The following is a 16002-nucleotide window of genomic DNA, read 5'->3' as shown; positions in this document are numbered from 1 at the left end:
TCTCCTTATGCTAATCATTTTTGAAGCGATTCAATATTCATTGAAGGAAAAGCCTTCTGAATCGTTATGAATTTTTACAATTACTTTCATTTATTATACCCCGAACTGTGAAAATTGCAAAGTATTTCTTTGGATAGTCGGTAACCAATACAATAATTTCCCTTTCCTACAGTGTCGCTGTTCACGATTTTCACAGCAGTATGCTTCGCAAAGCACAGTAATACTACTGTACAAAATGAATAAAAAAAACAATCAGAGATTCGGTTGTGTCGAAAAAACATGTACAATAACGATAAAAAAAGTAAAATATCAACAAATAAATTGTAAAATATGTTTATTAAATATGGGAAGTATGGTATAATGATAAATCATAACTACAACAAGAGGTGATAGCATGATTAAAAAAGAAATGATTGCCATGCTCTTAGCCGGCGGCCAAGGCAGCAGACTTGGGGTACTGACAGAAAAAGTGGCCAAACCAGCAGTAGCTTTTGGAGGTAAGTACCGTATCATTGATTTTCCGTTAAGTAACTGTATTAATTCAGGAATTGATACAGTTGGAGTCCTGACACAGTATCAGCCTCTGAGACTGAATACCCATATCGGTATCGGTGTTCCGTGGGACCTGGACAGAACTGAAGGCGGTGTAACTGTACTTCCACCTTATGAGAAGAGCACAAACAGCGAGTGGTACACAGGAACAGCCAATGCCATTTTCCAGAATATGGCGTATATGGAGCAGTACAATCCCGATTATGTGCTTATCCTTTCAGGAGATCATATATATAAGATGGATTATGAGGTTATGCTTGACTTCCACAAGGCAAATAAGGCAGATGTGACCATTGCCTGTATGCCTGTACCTATTGAGGAAGCCAGCCGTTTCGGTATCATGGTAACGGATGAGACTTTCCGTGTAACTGAATTTGAGGAGAAACCAGAGCATCCAAGCAGCAATCTGGCGTCTATGGGAATTTATATTTTCAGCTGGCCGGTTCTGAAGGAAGCGCTTTACGCACTGAAGGATCAGCAGAGTTGCGACTTTGGTAAACATATTCTTCCATATTGCAAGGATAAAGGACAGCGCCTTTTCGCCTATGAATACAATGGCTACTGGAAAGATGTTGGAACTCTTGGTTCCTACTGGGAAGCAAATATGGAACTGATTGATATTATTCCTGAGTTTAATCTTTATGAGGAATTCTGGAAGATTTACACCAAGGGGGATATCATCCAGCCGCAGTATATTTCAGAAGAGGCCGTTCTGGACAGATGTCTCATCGGTGAAGGCTCTGAAATCTATGGCGAAGTACATAATTCTGTAATCGGATCGAATGTTGTGATCGGAAAAGGCAGTGTGATCCGGGATTCCATTATCATGCGGAATACAACCATCGGTGAGAATGTAAACATGGAAAAGGCAATTGTGGCAGAGGACGTAACCATAGGAAATGATGTGGTTCTTGGCTGCGGCGAGGAAGCACCTAATATAAAGAAACCTGCGGTATATGCATTTGGCATTGCGACCATAGGAGAAGGCTCCGTGATTCCGGATAATGTTAAGATTGGAAAGAACACGGCGATTTCCGGTGTGACCACTCCGGCAGATTATCCGGATGGCATTCTGGAAAGCGGACAGGTAATTGCAACAAAGGACGGTGACAAAGCATGAGAGCAATCGGAATTATTTTAGCCGGCGGTAACAATAACCGCATGAGAGAATTATCAGACAAAAGGGCAATTGCAGCAATGCCTATTGCCGGAAGCTACAGAAGCATAGATTTTGCCCTGAGTAATATGGCGAACTCCCGCATTCAGAAAGTAGCTGTACTGACTCAGTACAATGCACGTTCCCTGAATGAGCATTTAAGCTCCTCCAAATGGTGGGATTTCGGAAGAAAGCAGGGCGGTCTTTTCGTATTTACTCCTACTATCACCAAAGAAAACGGTTTCTGGTATCAGGGAACTGCAGATGCTATTTATCAGAATCTCAATTTCCTGAAGAACAGTCATGAGCCATATGTTGTCATCGCATCCGGTGACTGCGTGTACAAGATGGACTATAACAAGGTTCTGGAATATCACATTGCGAAACGCGCTGACATTACCGTTGTATGCACTACATGTCAGGATCCTTCCGAGGTTGAGCGTTTCGGTGTCCTTCGCATGAATGAGGACTGCAGGATTGAGGAATTTGAGGAGAAGCCAATGGTTTCCCCATATAATACTATTTCTACAGGTATTTATGTGATCCGAAGAAGACAGCTGATCGAACTGATTGAGAAGGCTGCACAGGAAGGTCGAAATGACTTTGTAAAAGATATTCTGATCCGTTATAAGAATCTGAAGAGAATCTATGGATATAAGATCGACAGCTACTGGAGCAATATTTCCACTGTTGAATCTTACTATAAGACCAACATGGATTTCCTGAAACCGGAGATCCGTAACTACTTCTTCAAACAGGAGCCGGCAGTTAAGACCAAGATTGATGATCTTCCACCGGCTAAATACAATCCTGGCGCAGATGTTAAGAATTCTCTGATTTCCAGTGGATGTATTGTAAACGGAGTGGTTGAGAATTCTGTCCTGTTTAAAGATGTTTATGTTGGAAATAATTGCGTAATTAAAAATTCCGTAATTTTGAATGATGTATATCTGGGGGATAATACACATATCGAGAATTGTATCGTTGAAAGCCGGGGAACCATCCGGGCAAATTCGTACTACAGCGGTGATGGAGAAGTAGAGATCGTTGTGGAGAATAATGATAGATATAGCTTGTAATATAATAAGACTTAAAGCGCAGTAAATGCGATTAAGAGGAAAGGGGCAGCAAAAATGAACATTACAGACGTACGGGTGAGAAAGGTTGCAAAGGAGGGGAAGATGAAAGCTGTAGTCTCCATTACCATTGATGAAGAATTTGTAGTACATGACATCAAGGTGATCGAAGGAGAGAAAGGTCTTTTCATCGCAATGCCAAGCCGCAAAGCAACCGATGGAGAATATCGGGATATCGCGCATCCTATCAATTCTTCCACTCGTGATAAGATCCAGACGATCATTCTCGAGAAATACCAGGAAGCTGTAGCAGAGGAAGAAGCTGCGGTATAAAAAGTAAAGAGGTTTTTACAACCCCGCATTTTATGGAGAGTTTCATGAAATGCGGGGTGTTTTTTTGCAAAAACATTCCTGTGATTTGCCCCAACTATTTCACGGTATATTGTGCCTGAATTTGCTCTAGAATCTTTATCAAACACGCTCTAAATTCGCTTTCTGTAATCATGTATTTCATTATATTTCCAGACTCTGGAAAATTGTGAAATATTACGCAAATGTTACAAAAGTTAAATAAAAGTGTTGAAAAAATTACAAAATATGTTATACTTGATCTACGAAAAAAATAACGAGGTGTTTACATAGATGAGATTTAAAAAGATTTTTGCAATGTTGTTAACTGGAATCATGACTGTTTCTATGCCCGGGGCAGTATTTGCTGCTTCTACGGAGGAACAGATCGCTGATGTACAGGCACAGAAAGAAGCTGCGCAGGCAGAACTGGCACAGCAGCAGTCCAACATGGTATCTCTGGAGAGTAAGAAGCAGGAGCTTGAAAGCTATCTGGAAGAGCTGAATGTCCAGTATACAGACCTTACCAACAGTGTATCTGAGCTTGGAATTCAGGCAGCGGAGAAAGAAGAACAGCTGAAAACTCTGAATACCCAGCTTGAGGAAGCCAAGGTCACAGCGGACAAGCAGTACCAGGATATGAAGAAGCGTATTGTATACATGTATGAGAATGGAAGTGCTTCCATGCTGGAGCTGCTTTTGTCCTCAGAAGATCTGGCTCAGTTTCTGAACCGTGCAGAGAATATAGCCCAGATTTCCCAGTATGACAGAGACATGCTTGCTAAATATAAAGCCCTTCAGGCAGATATCAAGGCCCAGGAAGAGCAGGCAGAAGAGGAAGCTCAGAATATTAATGAACTTCTGGCAGAGAAATCTGCCAAACAGCAAGAGGTACAGGCACTTACTGCAAGCACAAATGAGAACATTCAGTCCTATATTTATCAGATCAGTGCCAGCCAGGATGAAATCAGTGCTTTAAATACACAGATCAGTAATGCAGACAGCAGTATTTACAGCCTTTTGCAGGCTGCAGAGGCAGAGAAAGCAGCCCAGGAGGCGCAGGCAGCCCAGGAAGCTGAGGCTGCCGCCCAGTCACCAAGTGACGGGGAAAACTATGGCACAGAGGAATCCTACGATGACTACAGCGAGTCTGAAAGTGATTCCAATCAGGACGCAGATGCCAGCAGTGCCTATGATGATTCTTATACCGAGTCATCGGACAGCAGTGAAAGCTCCGACAGTTCTTCCGAGGGCAGTAGTTCATCTTCACAGGGAACCTACCTTGGAACCTTTACTCTCACCGCATACTGTAACTGTGCACAGTGCTGCGGAACAGCAGGAAACCTGACAGCCAGCGGAACTGTTCCTACAGCGGGAAGAACCGTTGCCATGGCTGGTGTGCCATTCGGAACTCAGCTCCTGATCAATGGAAATGTGTATACAGTGGAGGATCTTGGAACACCTTACGGACATGTGGATATTTATTTTAACAGCCATTCAGAGGCACTTGCATTTGGACTTCAGAGTGCGGAGGTTTACAGACTGAATTAAGGAAAAAGAATACGCCCTGACAGGATTAAGATCATTAAAATCTTCTGCCTGTCAGGGCATTTGTCTGCAATAATATATAGGGGGGATTGTTATAAATACGGTTCTCCCGGAATTTCCGGATAGCTTCCCATTCCGATCAGCAGTTCCAGGCCGATCTGTCTTGCCTGGAGTACAGCCTCTTTCACAGCACTGGCATCTCCGGAGAGGGCAAGGATAACTTCATTGGAATGGCTTGTACCGATACTCGGTGTCATATAGCGTGTAATATGAACTGCAGAAGCCTTCATTGCAGTGTCTGCCATTACAAGTCCAATCGCTGCCGGAGAACCTGCCATGAATCCGAAAGCTTCCCCTGGAACTGCGTGAAAGGCCATGGCAAGAGCACCACCTGCATTGGCTGAAAAAGCAAACTCCAAATGACCGGATTCGCTGATATATAATTCTCCTGCATACTTATTAGTTAGTTCCAGCGCCAGCGAAATAGCGTGGCGCACATCTGAAACATCATTTCCGCCAATCACAATATAGTTGCCGTGTCCACCCCAGCCTTTGGTATCCCGTGGAAATTCAATGGAAAGAACCTCTGTGCCAGTGGCTTTCACCGCATCATCGACAGCAGTGATCTGACCTGCTGCACCTGTACGGGAACTGAAAAGTCCAAGGGTATGATAGCGTGTCCCTATATTCATTTCCTTTAAAAGAGTATCATCAACTCCTGAAATTACAAGTCCGATGGTATCCAGAACAGCAGTTCCCACAAATTCAGTGCGGGCGCATTTGGTACTGATACTGTGTACGTCCATGGAAAAAACCTCCGTAGCATTACTTTTCCTTAGTTTAACATGATTAAGGGAAATTGAAAAGCTGTTTATCTATAATATTGCGCCTGCGCCGTCCATAGTTGGAAATATTTTCCACTTTTATCGGCAGCAAGCTCCTGGTGAGTTCCAGTCTGAATCACAGATCCTTCATGAAATACAACTATTTTATCGCAAAATTTGCAGGAAGACAGACGATGACTGATATAAATGGCAGTTTTATCGCCTGTTATTTCATTAAATTTTTCATATATTTCAGCTTCCGCAATGGGATCAAGAGCTGCAGTCGGTTCGTCCAATATAATAAAAGGGGCATTCTTATAAATAGCTCTTGCAATAGCTATTTTCTGAGCCTCTCCGCCGGAAATGATAATTCCCTTTTTATTGAAATCCTTGTAGAGATAAGTATTCAGACCTTCTGGCATTGTGGAAAGGCGATTGTAAAATCCGGATTTCTTCAGAGCACTTTTTACTTCTTCTTCGTCATAATTGATTTTGGCGGCTACATTTTCTCCAAGAGTCAGGGAAAAGAGTTTGAAGTCCTGAAATACCACGGAAAAAATCATCATATATTCTTTGTAATTATATTTTCGGATATCGATTCCGTTAAGAAGAATTTTTCCTTCTGTAGGATCGTAAAGGCGACATAGGAGTTTGATAAACGTAGTCTTTCCACTTCCATTCATACCAACGACAGCCAGCTTCTGACCGATTTTAAATTTCAAATTAATATTTCGAAGGGCATATTGTTCACATCCCGGATATCGGAAAGAAACATTTCGAAATTCTATTTCATACTTTCGGTCACTGCGTTTTTCCGTAGTCAGGCTTCCCTGATACATGTTATTGGGAATGTCCAGAAATTCAAATGTCTGCTTCAGAAAAACAGCATTGTTTTGCATATCTTCAATGGTGGAGATACAGCCGGATACACTTGAATATATTTTCGTAATAGAGGAAATATATTTTGTAACCGCTCCGATTCCAAAGGCACCTGTCCAGGCTTTTAAGCATACAAAAACATAGGCAATCCCTGTGAAAATTACAGATACTGCGGAAGACGCTGCCATGTAAAATCCAACAGGTCCCTTTCCATATCTGGCAAATAATCCCTTGGAACCGAAAGGATTTTCTTTGCTCAGATTATGCTTTTCGCATATTTTTTCCTGTTGGTAAATCCGCATATCCGCTGCCTTTTTGCTATCATAGCCCAGACGTCCGTAATATGCAAACAAACGATTGGAAAAGGTATGCAGATCTACACTTCTGACCCAGTATTTTCCTGCCTTTCCAGCGAGTACAGGCGAAAAACAGGTAATCAGTACCATAACAGAAATTATGGCTGTTACACATACCGGATTGTTAAGAATAACAAGTTTTTCTGCTGTTTTTGGAATCTGGCTGGTGAAAAGGGAAATGGTCATGGATAAGCCACAAATGATCGAAAATCCTTCTGAACACAGAGCTTCATAATTTAACAGAACATTGTATAGTCCCCACCCAGGTCCATTGAGATTTTGAATAATGGAAGAATATAACTCCATAGTTTTGCTATCATCTAAATCACAGTAATCCATATCAAAAAGTTTTTCGCACAAAATTCGCTTGATTTTCATTCCAAGACCTGCGCTCCAAGTCCTTTTCCATTTTTTAAGAAATGCAGATATCAAGCTGATTCCTGCTCCGGATAATAAAGTAATCGTTACCAGAAAACGAATGCGGTCAGGGCTTCGGTCGCCTGCAAGTTCTTCAATAACAAGTGCAGATAAATATATGATTATATAGGGAGTCAGTGCTTTCCAGATGGTCAGACTGATTTGGGAAAGAATTAATTTTGGATAATATCGGTAAAAAAGCTTATATGCTCTGTGATTAAGCTGCAGTGCTTCTTTTAACGATATGTTTTTCTCATTTGTCTTCATTTTCCCCATCTCCTTCCCTGTAATATTTGCTTTGAACCTCATAGAGAGCAGCGTATTTTCCACTTTGCCTTAACAGCTCTTCGTGAGTTCCTTCTTCCTGTATTTCTCCCTGCTCCAGCATTAAGATTCTGCTGCAGAATCTGGTAGAAGCGAGCCGATGGGAGATATAAACTGAGGATTTTCCCTTTGTCATTTCGTCATATTTCTGATAAATGTCTGCTTCAGCAATGGAGTCGAGTGCGGCAGTTGGTTCGTCCAATATAATAAAAGGGGCATCTTTATATAATGCGCGGGCGAGCATAAGGCGCTGTGTTTCTCCACCTGAAAGCATAATTGCATTTTTGTAAACCTCACGATTCAGAAAGGTTTGATACTTATCTGGAAGAGCTTCTATTTTTGGAAGCAAGCCGGCTTTTTTGATACAATTTTTCACCTGTTTCAGGTCGAAATTTTCTGTTTGCGCCACATTTTCTGCAATGGTTCCCGCTAACAATGAAAAATCCTGAAACACTGCCGAGAACAGCTTATAATAGTCTTTTCTGTTATAGTTTCGGATATCTGTTCCATTCAATTTTACCTGTCCCTTTGTGGGATCAAGAAACCCACAGATTATTTTGATCAACGTAGTTTTTCCAGCACCATTAAGACCTACAACTGCCAGATTTTCTCCTGGATGTAAGGTAAGATTTATATTTTTTAAAGTATCTGTTTCAGCTCCTGGATAGCAAAATGAAACATTTTCCAAAACAATTTCATAATTATTTTTAGCGTCCTGATTTAAGGTAAGTCCATCTTTGAAACGGAATAATTCCGGATAATCCAGACATTCCCGGACCGTGGAAATATCAAGAGACTGTCTATGTAATGTGCAAAGACCTTCCAGAATTCCTGTAACCCAGGTGGAAAAACTGTCCACTGCAGTAAAATAAAGCAAAAAAGCAGGCACATCAAGACCGCGGTATAATACCAAATAAATTAAATATGCGTAGACCGCTCCATTGCGCAGAAAAGTAAAAGTCAAATCTGCAATTCCAGCCCAGATATAAACATTTTCTGCTTTTCGATGAAATGCTGTAAATTCCCTGGCTGTTTTGCTGTATAATTCTTCCAGCCAGAAACGAAGACCGAAAATGCGGATATCTTTTGCTGCACCAAAGTCAGCTGCACGGTTTAATAAATATGCCATTTGATGTATATATTCAGCTTCTTCCTCCCGATGTTGATACTTATATTCATCTAATCTTTGAGAGATAAAATAACTGATTCCGGCAGTTGACAGAATGACCAAAATCAGAATTGGATGAATTTGTGTAAGAAGACCGGCGTAAATAAAAAAACAGACAATATTGATCAAAAGTACAGTTAGTGTATTCCAGATTGCTTCAGTGGCCTGATCGTTATTGTCCGTATATTCGGCCGATTTGGTCAGTAATTTTTTGAATTTCATATCGTCTATATTGGGATAAGATGTTGTGGATGCTTTTTTGTTTAAAAGATTCACAATCTCACAACGGACACTGATCCGTCCGCAAATTACGTTTTGATTTGCATAAGTCAATGCAGCTGATACCAGCATTATCATAAGCACAAAAATAACAATTGTAAAAAGCAGTTCCTGAATGGAAACATGATTTTCTATTGCACTTAATATGACAGGAGAAACATAAAGGTTAAGAAGGTTCTGTATAATGGTTAACAGTGCGATAAAAAAGCTGATCACCAGAACTTTCTTCTCCTGAGAAGTGCAGGCAAGTTTAATCATGAACCATATATTTTGAAAAGTACTGTATTTTGATACAGGTTTTTTTTGAAACATGATTTTCCCTTCTTTCTTATTTTCTTTTGATACCAGATTGCTACGTGCTTTACACTCCCGCAATCTTCAAAAACATTCGTAATCCGCTCATTTTTCTTCGGAAAATGGCTACTTACTCATGCTTTTTTGCGGGTCAAGAGGTCAAAAATCCTCTTGCAAGCGAGCTTGCATCGGCTTTTTGACCTTTTGACTCTGGTATCATTAAAAAGATTCTTAATATGATTTTACCAGAAAAAATATCCCCGGATTAAACCGGGGATGAATTGCATGTTTCGGGGGATGAATTATAACTGGGGCAGTAAAATCTCAGTGGTAAAGGCGCCATCTTCACTGTTTCGGCTGATATATCCATCAGATCGCTTTACTATATCATCAATACGGATCAGCCCCAGACCATGACCATCACCTTTTGTACTTTTAAAAAGATTTCCCTGTTTTTTCAACTTCTTTCCCGCTGTAAAATTAGTGAAAGAAATGTATAACTGCGTGTTTTTCATGTCCATATAAATGCGGATCAGTCGTTTTTCTTTGGGAAGCTGCAGGCTGGCTTCTATGGCATTGTCAAATAAATTTCCGATGATACAGCAAAGATCAATTTCAGAGGAATTCAGCTTAACAGGAATGTCAGCATCTGCAATTACCTGAATATCTTTGGACCGTGCCAGTGATATTTTAGAATTTAAAATAGCATCTGTCATGGCATTTCCGGTTTTTATCACAGTATCTACTGTGGTAAGATCCTTGTCAAGAAGATCGAGATAATGTCTGATTGCGTCCCAGTTTTCTGTGGCTGCATAAGCCTTCATTGTTTGGATATGATTGCGATAATCATGGCGCCAGCCTCGCATCTGGCGATACATATTATCAACCTCCTGATAGTGAGTTTCAATCAGTTCCTTCTGATATGCAGCCATTTTTTTAGCTGCTTTTTTCGAAAATAAATGCATTTCAATCTCCCAAATCAGTCCATATTAATGATTGCCCGGTTAACCTTCTCATAAGCGCCGCGTGGAAGGGGGATTATACTTCCATCCTGCAAATAAATCTCTTTTTTTGTAACCCGGCTGATTTTTTTTAGATTTACCAAAGCAGAACGTCCCGCTCTGAAAAAATGAGAATCCAGCTTTTTTTCCAATTCGCTTAAGGTCATTTTCAGGGTGATAGTCTGTTGGCTGTGAATCGTAATATAATTGCTGTTTACCTCTGCATAATTGATCTGACAGATGGGCAGACGAATCATCTCACCCTGACTGATTATGTTAAGAACCTTCTCATTTTTGATAAGCTTCGTGACTGCACGGTCAAGAACTGTAAAGAACTTCTCTTCTTGTAGAGGCTTCATCAGATAGTGAAGGGCATCTACTTCATATCCGTCAGAAATATAGTCTGCGTATCCGGTGATGAATATAATTTGTACGGTATGATTATCCTGCCGCAGCTTCCTTGCCATGGTAACACCATCCATAGCGCCCATTTCTATATCAAGGAGAAGGATGTCAAAATCTTTTTTCTCGGCATAATGAAACAAAAAATTTTCGGCTGATGTAAATTCTGAAATCTGTATACGATAACTGTTATGACTGCCCCATATTTCGCACAGAGAAGAAAGATAATTTCTGTCTGTGGCAAGGTCATCACAAATTGCAATTTTATATGTTTGACACAATTTTTTAATCCTCCATTTTACAGAAGTATAGCACGTATGCGGGAAACATGTCCAGATTCTTCACGAAGAGAATTGTAAACCAAAAATAAATAATAGGTTGACAATTGCAACGTAACTGTGTTAGATTGTATCTGACAAAAATAATATTTACTCGAGGAGGAGAATATGAGTACCGTAACCGCAACAAAGACAAAAACATACGACCTGGCATACATAGCTATTTTCGCCGTACTGATCGCAATCTGTTCCTGGATTTCCATTCCGATGACAGTGCCGTTTACATTACAGACATTTGGTGTATTTATGGCTGTTGGTGTGCTTGGTGGAAAGAGAGGCAGCCTGGCTGTACTGGTTTACATTTTACTTGGAGTTATTGGTGTTCCCGTATTTGCAGGATTTTCAGGAGGACTTGGTATTCTTCTTAACAATACCGGCGGTTACATCATCGGATTTCTTTTCTCCGCCCTGGTAATGTGGGCAATGGAATCCCTCTGGGGCAAAAAGCCTGTTATTCAGATTCTTTCCATGGTAGTCGGCCTGATCGTCTGCTATGCAATGGGAACTATCTGGTTTATGGTTGTATACACACGTACAACAGGAGCTGTTGGAATTGGAACCGTACTGGGCTGGTGCGTAATTCCATTTATCATTCCTGATCTTGTGAAGATTGCTTTGGCATTCGTTTTGTCCAGAAGGGTACGCAAGCTTGTACCAATGCAGTAAAAAAGAACGTCAGACATATCCCATTCGCCCTCATCACGGGATGTGCCTGGCGTTTTTTATCGGAAACGGCTACAGCACTGGATTTACAGCCCATATGCAGGAAATGCTGGAGCTTTTTACAAAAGGGGCAGATGTTTGTCTCACAGTAAAAACTGACGAAATCTGCTCAGCCTGTCCAAACAATAGCCAGGGAATCTGCGAGGCAGCCGAGAAGGTGAAAAGATATGACAATGCAGTGCTGGCAGAATGCGGCTTAAAAGAAGGTCAGAAACTTGCATTCCCGGAATTTACCGAAGCAGTACAGAAAAAAATCATTGAAACGGGAAAAAGAACGAAAATCTGCGGCGACTGCCAGTGGAACCGGATTTGCCAGGAACAGCCGAGCCGGTGGAGTAAATGAAGAGGCAGTGAATTATGTTTATAAAAACATCTTTCGGAATTTTACAGGTGGATAGCAATAAAGTAAACCCAGTTTCGAAAGAATAAATTCACCAGCTCTTGTGGGAAAATTGGGGACTGTCGGGCCAGCCCCCTTTCTCTTTAGTCCTGTAAGCTTTCGCGGACACGCTTCAAGTCACGTTCTAGCTTTTTCTGAAGCTTCTCATATTCCTGATTCTTTAGTAAACTTAACAACTCTTCCAGTTTGATCTCTTCTTTTCGTAAGTCATCTTTAAATTGGATGTCAGTTGGCATGTAGAAATCCTCCATCATATGAAACACCGTCCTTACTATAATTATTATGATATAACTATTGTAACGGTATTTGAACGGTGTGTAAAGCCTATAGTTGCTTTCTGTGCGCAGATTATAGTATTAAAATGGAATATAGCTTTCGAAAGAAAGCAAATAGAATTTCTTAAATATAAAGATTTATCTTATAAGATGAATATAGAATAGCTTATAAAAATACTTTTTTCAAGAAAAACAGTTTGACAAAAATCGACAAAATCTCTGCGTCCCGAACGAGCACCTACGCAAACTAATAGCCTCTTCGAGGCTATTGTGGGGGGAGTTGGTGCTGTAATGCTTGGTTTTTTGATAAAAAACAGTCATTTTCCTTAGAGGAAAAATATTATTCGTAAAAAATTCGTAAAGTTCCTAAAACCATTCATTTTTAGAACTCAGTAAATGAGCATAAAAAAACACCGAAACCCTTGATTCCTCAAGAATTTCAGCGCCCCTGCCAAGTAGTCGAAGTGACGGGATTCGAACCCACGACCTCTGCGTCCCGAACGCAGCGCTCTACCAAACTGAGCCACACTTCGTCAGCTGCAAGTGATATTATACATAGAATATACTGGCTTGTCAACAGAAAAATTGAAAAAATTCAAAAAATTTCAAAAAGAATTGAAATTAACCAGGTCTTATTTGGGGAGAGGCAATTAAATTAATTCATTTGAACAGATGTTCCAAGTGAAACAGAATGCGTTTTTATGAATGAAAATTCTGTTTTTTCATATACATTAATGAGTGAGATGCATAAAAAGGGGAGGGCGTCAGTTGGTGGGATATCGGCGTTTTATCGCATATGTATATGAATACCGAAAAGGGAAAAAGGAAGATAATTGTGGCTTTATGAAGGTGGAAGTGAGAAATCACATGTGTACAATTGAACCACATCTTCAGGTAGGAAACCTGGCAGCAGGAGAAGTGTGCAAAGTATATGGATTTGTGCGAAAAGAGGGACTGATGAATGGAATTTTGCTGGGCAGCTGCAAAACGGAGGCAAATAGAATCGAATGTCTGGTGGAAACAGACGGAATGGATATGGGGGGCTCGGGAATTTCTCTGGAAAAAATGGGAGGTATGATTTTGCTTACAGAATCGGGAGGCTTTTTTGGAACAGAGTGGGATGACCAGACAATCCGCCCGGAGAATTTTAAGGAAAGTATAATAAAGAAAGAAGAAACTGGTACCGTATGTGAAATAATAAAAGAGAAAGCAGAAGAAAAGCTGGAGAATGAAAGCAAGCCGGAAACAGATTCCACACCTGATTTAGATGACAGGCATGAAGTGGAGGATGTGGTGGAACAAATGCAGGATGATCTGCTGGAAGCAGAAGAAATGATAAGTGATGAACCACAAGCAAAAGATGAGCCAACCGTGGGGGAAATATGGGAAGCAGAGCAAAAAATTACCTGTAGAGTAAATACAAAACAAGAGGAAAAGGAGAAAACCATAGCACTCCCATTTGGTCAGCCCTTCTGCCCGTTCCAAGACAGCGATCTGAACCAGTGCTGGAAAATTACACCCCAGGATCTGGTCCATTTTCCAAGAAGACAATGCGCCCTTCGCAACAACCGTTTTTTGCAATACGGATACTACAATTTCGGACATCTCCTTCTGTGCCACAGATCAAATGGCCGGTACATACTTGGTGTACCCGGAAGCTACGACCAGCAGGAACAGTTTATGGCAGGCATGTTCGGCTTTTCCTGCTTCAAAGAAAGCAACTGTATCAAGGTGAAAAAAGGCAGGGGAGGGTACTGGTACCGTGCGATTGATCCACCTGCCGGTTGTTAAAATTGACATCCCTGTGCGAACTGCCTATAATAAAGCTATTGCCGCTGCGGCGCCTGAAATGAAAATGACAGCGCAGCGGCAAAAATGCCGAGATTCACCATAAAGTAGTAGAAAGTAAAGGTAAAAAATGCTTACAGATCAGGAACGTTATATGAAAGAGGCAATTCGCCAGGCAAAGAAAGCCCGGGCATTGGAAGAGGTGCCAATTGGCTGTGTGATCGTTTGCAACGGGCAGATCATTGCAAGAGGCTATAATCGGAGAAACACGGACAAGAATACCCTTTCTCACGCAGAATTGAACGCGATTAAAAAGGCAAGCAAAAAATTAGGAGACTGGAGACTGGAAGGCTGCACGATGTATGTAACCTTAGAGCCTTGCCAGATGTGCGCCGGAGCGCTTATGCAGTCCAGAATTGACCGTGTGGTTATCGGCAGCATGAATCCAAAAGCAGGATGTGCCGGTTCTGTGCTGAATCTTTTGGAAATGGATGGCTTTAACCACAAGGTAGAAGTAATCCGCGGTGTCCTTCAGGAAGAGTGTTCCATCATGCTTTCCGATTTTTTTCGCGAGCTTCGGGAAAAGAAGAAAATGCTGAAAAAATCTTTGGCAGAGCAGGTTGGAAAATCAGAAAATTAGTGGTATGATAAAAAACAAAGCAAAAAATACATCAAGTCGTCTGAAATGCCACAGGATGAAAGAATTATGATTTGATGGAACGTTGTGGAACATTATGTAAACAACCACATAGAAAATGACAGGAGGAAAATACAATGGAACTTGAAGCATTGAGAAAAGACATGGTAGCTGCCATGAAAGCGAAGGATAAAGTAACAAAGGATGCAGTCTCTTCCCTGATTTCCGCAGTGAAGAAGGTGGCAATCGACGAAGGCTGCCGTGACGATATCAGTGGCGAACTGGTTGACCGTGTTATCCTGAAAGAGCTGAAATCTGTGAAAGAGCAGATCGACACCTGTCCGGAATCCAGACAGGATCTGAAAGATGAATATCAGGCAAGATATGATGTGATTGCGAAATACGCTCCAAAGCTGATGGACGCTTCTGAGATCAAGGCTTACCTTACAGAGAAACATGCAGACCTGATCGCTTCTGGAAACAAAGGACAGATCATGAAGACTATTATGCCAGAGCTGAAGGGCAAGGCTGACGGCAAGGTGATCAATCAGGTCGTAGCGGAGCTGTGCAAATGATTTTTCACAGCTTGCATTCAAAATAGAATAGCAAACTAAAAATAGGACACATATTGTAAAAATGGCGTGAACAACACATTCACAGCCCTGATACAATATGTGTCTTTTTGTTTGCCTGGGGCGTACCGCGCCAGAGCCTGTTTGAAAAAGCATTCCAGTAATTTGCTCTCCCCATTTTGCAGAAATCTATTTTAATACAAAAAAAGAACGCCCTCATCCGACGTTCCACAATCATCTTATTTCGCGCGCCGCACCTCGGAATGGTCTCACAGACGTTACCTCTACAGTTAACTCAGCCCAGGCACCCTCACGGCACACAGGAGATTCTACTTAGTGCTGCTACATTCCTGTCCTGACACGGTTCATAGAGTCCTGTTGCGTAAGACCCAAACGTCAACGCCACTTATAAAGGGCAGCTCCACAAGATACAAGCCTCAGATTGGCATCACCCCTGCTGTAGCGGATTGCAGGTACAGGGCACCGCTATCTCCCCGGCTGCGCGGAATTTAATTATAAAGGAAGACTGTGGATTTGTCAAGCCACTGCTGCAAAACAGCAAAAAAATTATGAACCATTTATGATAATGTCCTAATATACCATAAAGGAAAATGTCCCAATGTAGTATAATGCTTCCATCAACAG

General features: G+C 41.3%; 15 protein-coding genes, 1 tRNA gene and 1 other RNA gene. 9 read left to right on the top strand and 8 right to left on the bottom strand.

Annotated features, from left to right (window positions below; genetic code table 11):
- Positions 1-394 precede the first annotated feature (394 nt).
- The 4 genes from I4V84_RS01730 (at position 395) to I4V84_RS01715 (ending at position 4683) form a co-directional block, all read left to right on the top strand.
- Positions 395-1672 (top strand): glucose-1-phosphate adenylyltransferase, encoded by a 1278-nt coding sequence (locus I4V84_RS01730; RefSeq protein WP_173715854.1) that lies wholly within the window; start codon positions 395-397, stop codon positions 1670-1672.
- The gene (gene glgD / locus I4V84_RS01725; protein ID WP_173715855.1) at positions 1669-2787 is read left to right on the top strand and encodes a glucose-1-phosphate adenylyltransferase subunit GlgD; all 1119 of its coding nucleotides are present in this window, start codon (positions 1669-1671) and stop codon (positions 2785-2787) included. The genes I4V84_RS01730 and glgD overlap by 4 nt, the downstream gene beginning before the upstream one ends.
- 54 nt (positions 2788-2841) lie before the next feature.
- A complete protein-coding gene (gene spoVG / locus I4V84_RS01720) occupies positions 2842-3117 on the top strand; it encodes a septation regulator SpoVG (protein WP_173715856.1) in 276 nt (91 codons plus the stop codon).
- A 309-nt stretch (positions 3118-3426) separates the two neighbouring features.
- Complete coding sequence (locus I4V84_RS01715) at positions 3427-4683, top strand: hypothetical protein (RefSeq protein WP_195991120.1); 1257 nt, start codon at positions 3427-3429, stop codon at positions 4681-4683.
- Positions 4684-4772: 89 nt separating this feature from the next.
- Here the strand turns inward: I4V84_RS01715 and pduB are convergent, their stop codons facing one another.
- From pduB to I4V84_RS01690, 5 genes are all read right to left on the bottom strand, one after another.
- Positions 4773-5486: a microcompartment protein PduB gene (gene pduB / locus I4V84_RS01710; protein WP_173769799.1), complete on the bottom strand. Its 714-nt coding sequence runs from the start codon at positions 5484-5486 to the stop codon at positions 4773-4775.
- Positions 5487-5551: 65 nt separating this feature from the next.
- A complete protein-coding gene (locus I4V84_RS01705; protein ID WP_195991119.1) occupies positions 5552-7423 on the bottom strand; it encodes an ABC transporter ATP-binding protein in 1872 nt (623 codons plus the stop codon).
- Positions 7410-9185 (bottom strand): ABC transporter ATP-binding protein, encoded by a 1776-nt coding sequence (locus I4V84_RS01700; RefSeq protein WP_243283995.1) that lies wholly within the window; start codon positions 9183-9185, stop codon positions 7410-7412. The genes I4V84_RS01705 and I4V84_RS01700 overlap by 14 nt, the downstream gene beginning before the upstream one ends.
- A 338-nt stretch (positions 9186-9523) precedes the next feature.
- A complete protein-coding gene (locus I4V84_RS01695) occupies positions 9524-10153 on the bottom strand; it encodes a GHKL domain-containing protein (protein WP_243283994.1) in 630 nt (209 codons plus the stop codon).
- Positions 10154-10200: 47 nt separating this feature from the next.
- Positions 10201-10905, bottom strand: coding sequence for a LytTR family DNA-binding domain-containing protein (locus I4V84_RS01690; protein WP_195991116.1), 705 nt, complete (start codon positions 10903-10905; stop codon positions 10201-10203).
- A 165-nt stretch (positions 10906-11070) separates the two neighbouring features.
- Here I4V84_RS01690 and I4V84_RS01685 point away from each other — a divergent pair, with 165 nt between their 5' ends.
- Positions 11071-11628, top strand: coding sequence for a biotin transporter BioY (locus tag I4V84_RS01685; protein WP_118577975.1), 558 nt, complete (start codon positions 11071-11073; stop codon positions 11626-11628).
- Positions 11612-12028, top strand: coding sequence for a DUF1284 domain-containing protein (locus tag I4V84_RS01680; RefSeq protein WP_306467730.1), 417 nt, complete (start codon positions 11612-11614; stop codon positions 12026-12028). Before I4V84_RS01685 ends, I4V84_RS01680 begins: the two co-directional genes overlap by 17 nt.
- A gap of 140 nt (positions 12029-12168) precedes the next feature.
- Here the strand turns inward: I4V84_RS01680 and I4V84_RS01675 are convergent, their stop codons facing one another.
- Together I4V84_RS01675 and I4V84_RS01670 are read right to left on the bottom strand one after the other, a co-directional pair.
- Positions 12169-12321: a hypothetical protein gene (locus I4V84_RS01675; protein ID WP_173715862.1), complete on the bottom strand. Its 153-nt coding sequence runs from the start codon at positions 12319-12321 to the stop codon at positions 12169-12171.
- A gap of 498 nt (positions 12322-12819) precedes the next feature.
- Positions 12820-12893: transfer RNA gene (locus tag I4V84_RS01670), tRNA-Pro, on the bottom strand.
- Positions 12894-13131: 238 nt separating this feature from the next.
- On the opposite strand from I4V84_RS01670, the gene I4V84_RS01665 reads away from it, so the two are divergent.
- The 3 genes from I4V84_RS01665 to I4V84_RS01655 all read left to right on the top strand — a co-directional run bounded on the left by I4V84_RS01665 (position 13132) and on the right by I4V84_RS01655 (position 15360).
- On the top strand, positions 13132-14151 hold the full coding sequence (locus I4V84_RS01665; protein WP_272112927.1) for a DUF6128 domain-containing protein: 1020 nt from the start codon (positions 13132-13134) through the stop codon (positions 14149-14151).
- A gap of 127 nt (positions 14152-14278) precedes the next feature.
- Complete coding sequence (gene tadA / locus I4V84_RS01660; RefSeq protein ID WP_118577972.1) at positions 14279-14788, top strand: tRNA adenosine(34) deaminase TadA; 510 nt, start codon at positions 14279-14281, stop codon at positions 14786-14788.
- Between the two features lie 134 nt (positions 14789-14922).
- On the top strand, positions 14923-15360 hold the full coding sequence (locus I4V84_RS01655) for a GatB/YqeY domain-containing protein (protein ID WP_118577971.1): 438 nt from the start codon (positions 14923-14925) through the stop codon (positions 15358-15360).
- Positions 15361-15601: 241 nt separating this feature from the next.
- Here the strand turns inward: I4V84_RS01655 and ffs are convergent.
- An RNA gene (gene ffs / locus I4V84_RS01650) (signal recognition particle sRNA large type) lies at positions 15602-15863 on the bottom strand.
- Positions 15864-16002 lie beyond the last annotated feature (139 nt).

Source organism: Ruminococcus sp. 1001713B170207_170306_F1 (genome assembly GCF_015668065.1).
Lineage (GTDB): Bacteria > Bacillota > Clostridia > Lachnospirales > Lachnospiraceae > Blautia_A > Blautia_A faecis.
The sequence above is the reverse complement of the archived record's forward strand: the minus strand, read 5'-3'. Positions and strand labels throughout refer to the sequence as shown.

What these genes read in the sequence shown, in the direction of transcription:
- I4V84_RS01730 (WP_173715854.1), top strand. Translation starts at nt 395, where the DNA reads ATGATTAAAAAAGAAATGATTGCCATGCTCTTAGCCGGCGGCCAAGGC.
- glgD (WP_173715855.1), top strand. Translation starts at nt 1,669, where the DNA reads ATGAGAGCAATCGGAATTATTTTAGCCGGCGGTAACAATAACCGCATG.
- spoVG (WP_173715856.1), top strand. Translation starts at nt 2,842, where the DNA reads ATGAACATTACAGACGTACGGGTGAGAAAGGTTGCAAAGGAGGGGAAG.
- I4V84_RS01715 (WP_195991120.1), top strand. Translation starts at nt 3,427, where the DNA reads ATGAGATTTAAAAAGATTTTTGCAATGTTGTTAACTGGAATCATGACT.
- pduB (WP_173769799.1), bottom strand. Translation starts at nt 5,486, where the DNA reads ATGGACGTACACAGTATCAGTACCAAATGCGCCCGCACTGAATTTGTG.
- I4V84_RS01705 (WP_195991119.1), bottom strand. Translation starts at nt 7,423, where the DNA reads ATGAAGACAAATGAGAAAAACATATCGTTAAAAGAAGCACTGCAGCTT.
- I4V84_RS01700 (WP_243283995.1), bottom strand. Translation starts at nt 9,185, where the DNA reads ATGATTAAACTTGCCTGCACTTCTCAGGAGAAGAAAGTTCTGGTGATC.
- I4V84_RS01695 (WP_243283994.1), bottom strand. Translation starts at nt 10,153, where the DNA reads ATGGCTGCATATCAGAAGGAACTGATTGAAACTCACTATCAGGAGGTT.
- I4V84_RS01685 (WP_118577975.1), top strand. Translation starts at nt 11,071, where the DNA reads ATGAGTACCGTAACCGCAACAAAGACAAAAACATACGACCTGGCATAC.
- I4V84_RS01675 (WP_173715862.1), bottom strand. Translation starts at nt 12,321, where the DNA reads ATGCCAACTGACATCCAATTTAAAGATGACTTACGAAAAGAAGAGATC.
- tadA (WP_118577972.1), top strand. Translation starts at nt 14,279, where the DNA reads ATGCTTACAGATCAGGAACGTTATATGAAAGAGGCAATTCGCCAGGCA.
- I4V84_RS01655 (WP_118577971.1), top strand. Translation starts at nt 14,923, where the DNA reads ATGGAACTTGAAGCATTGAGAAAAGACATGGTAGCTGCCATGAAAGCG.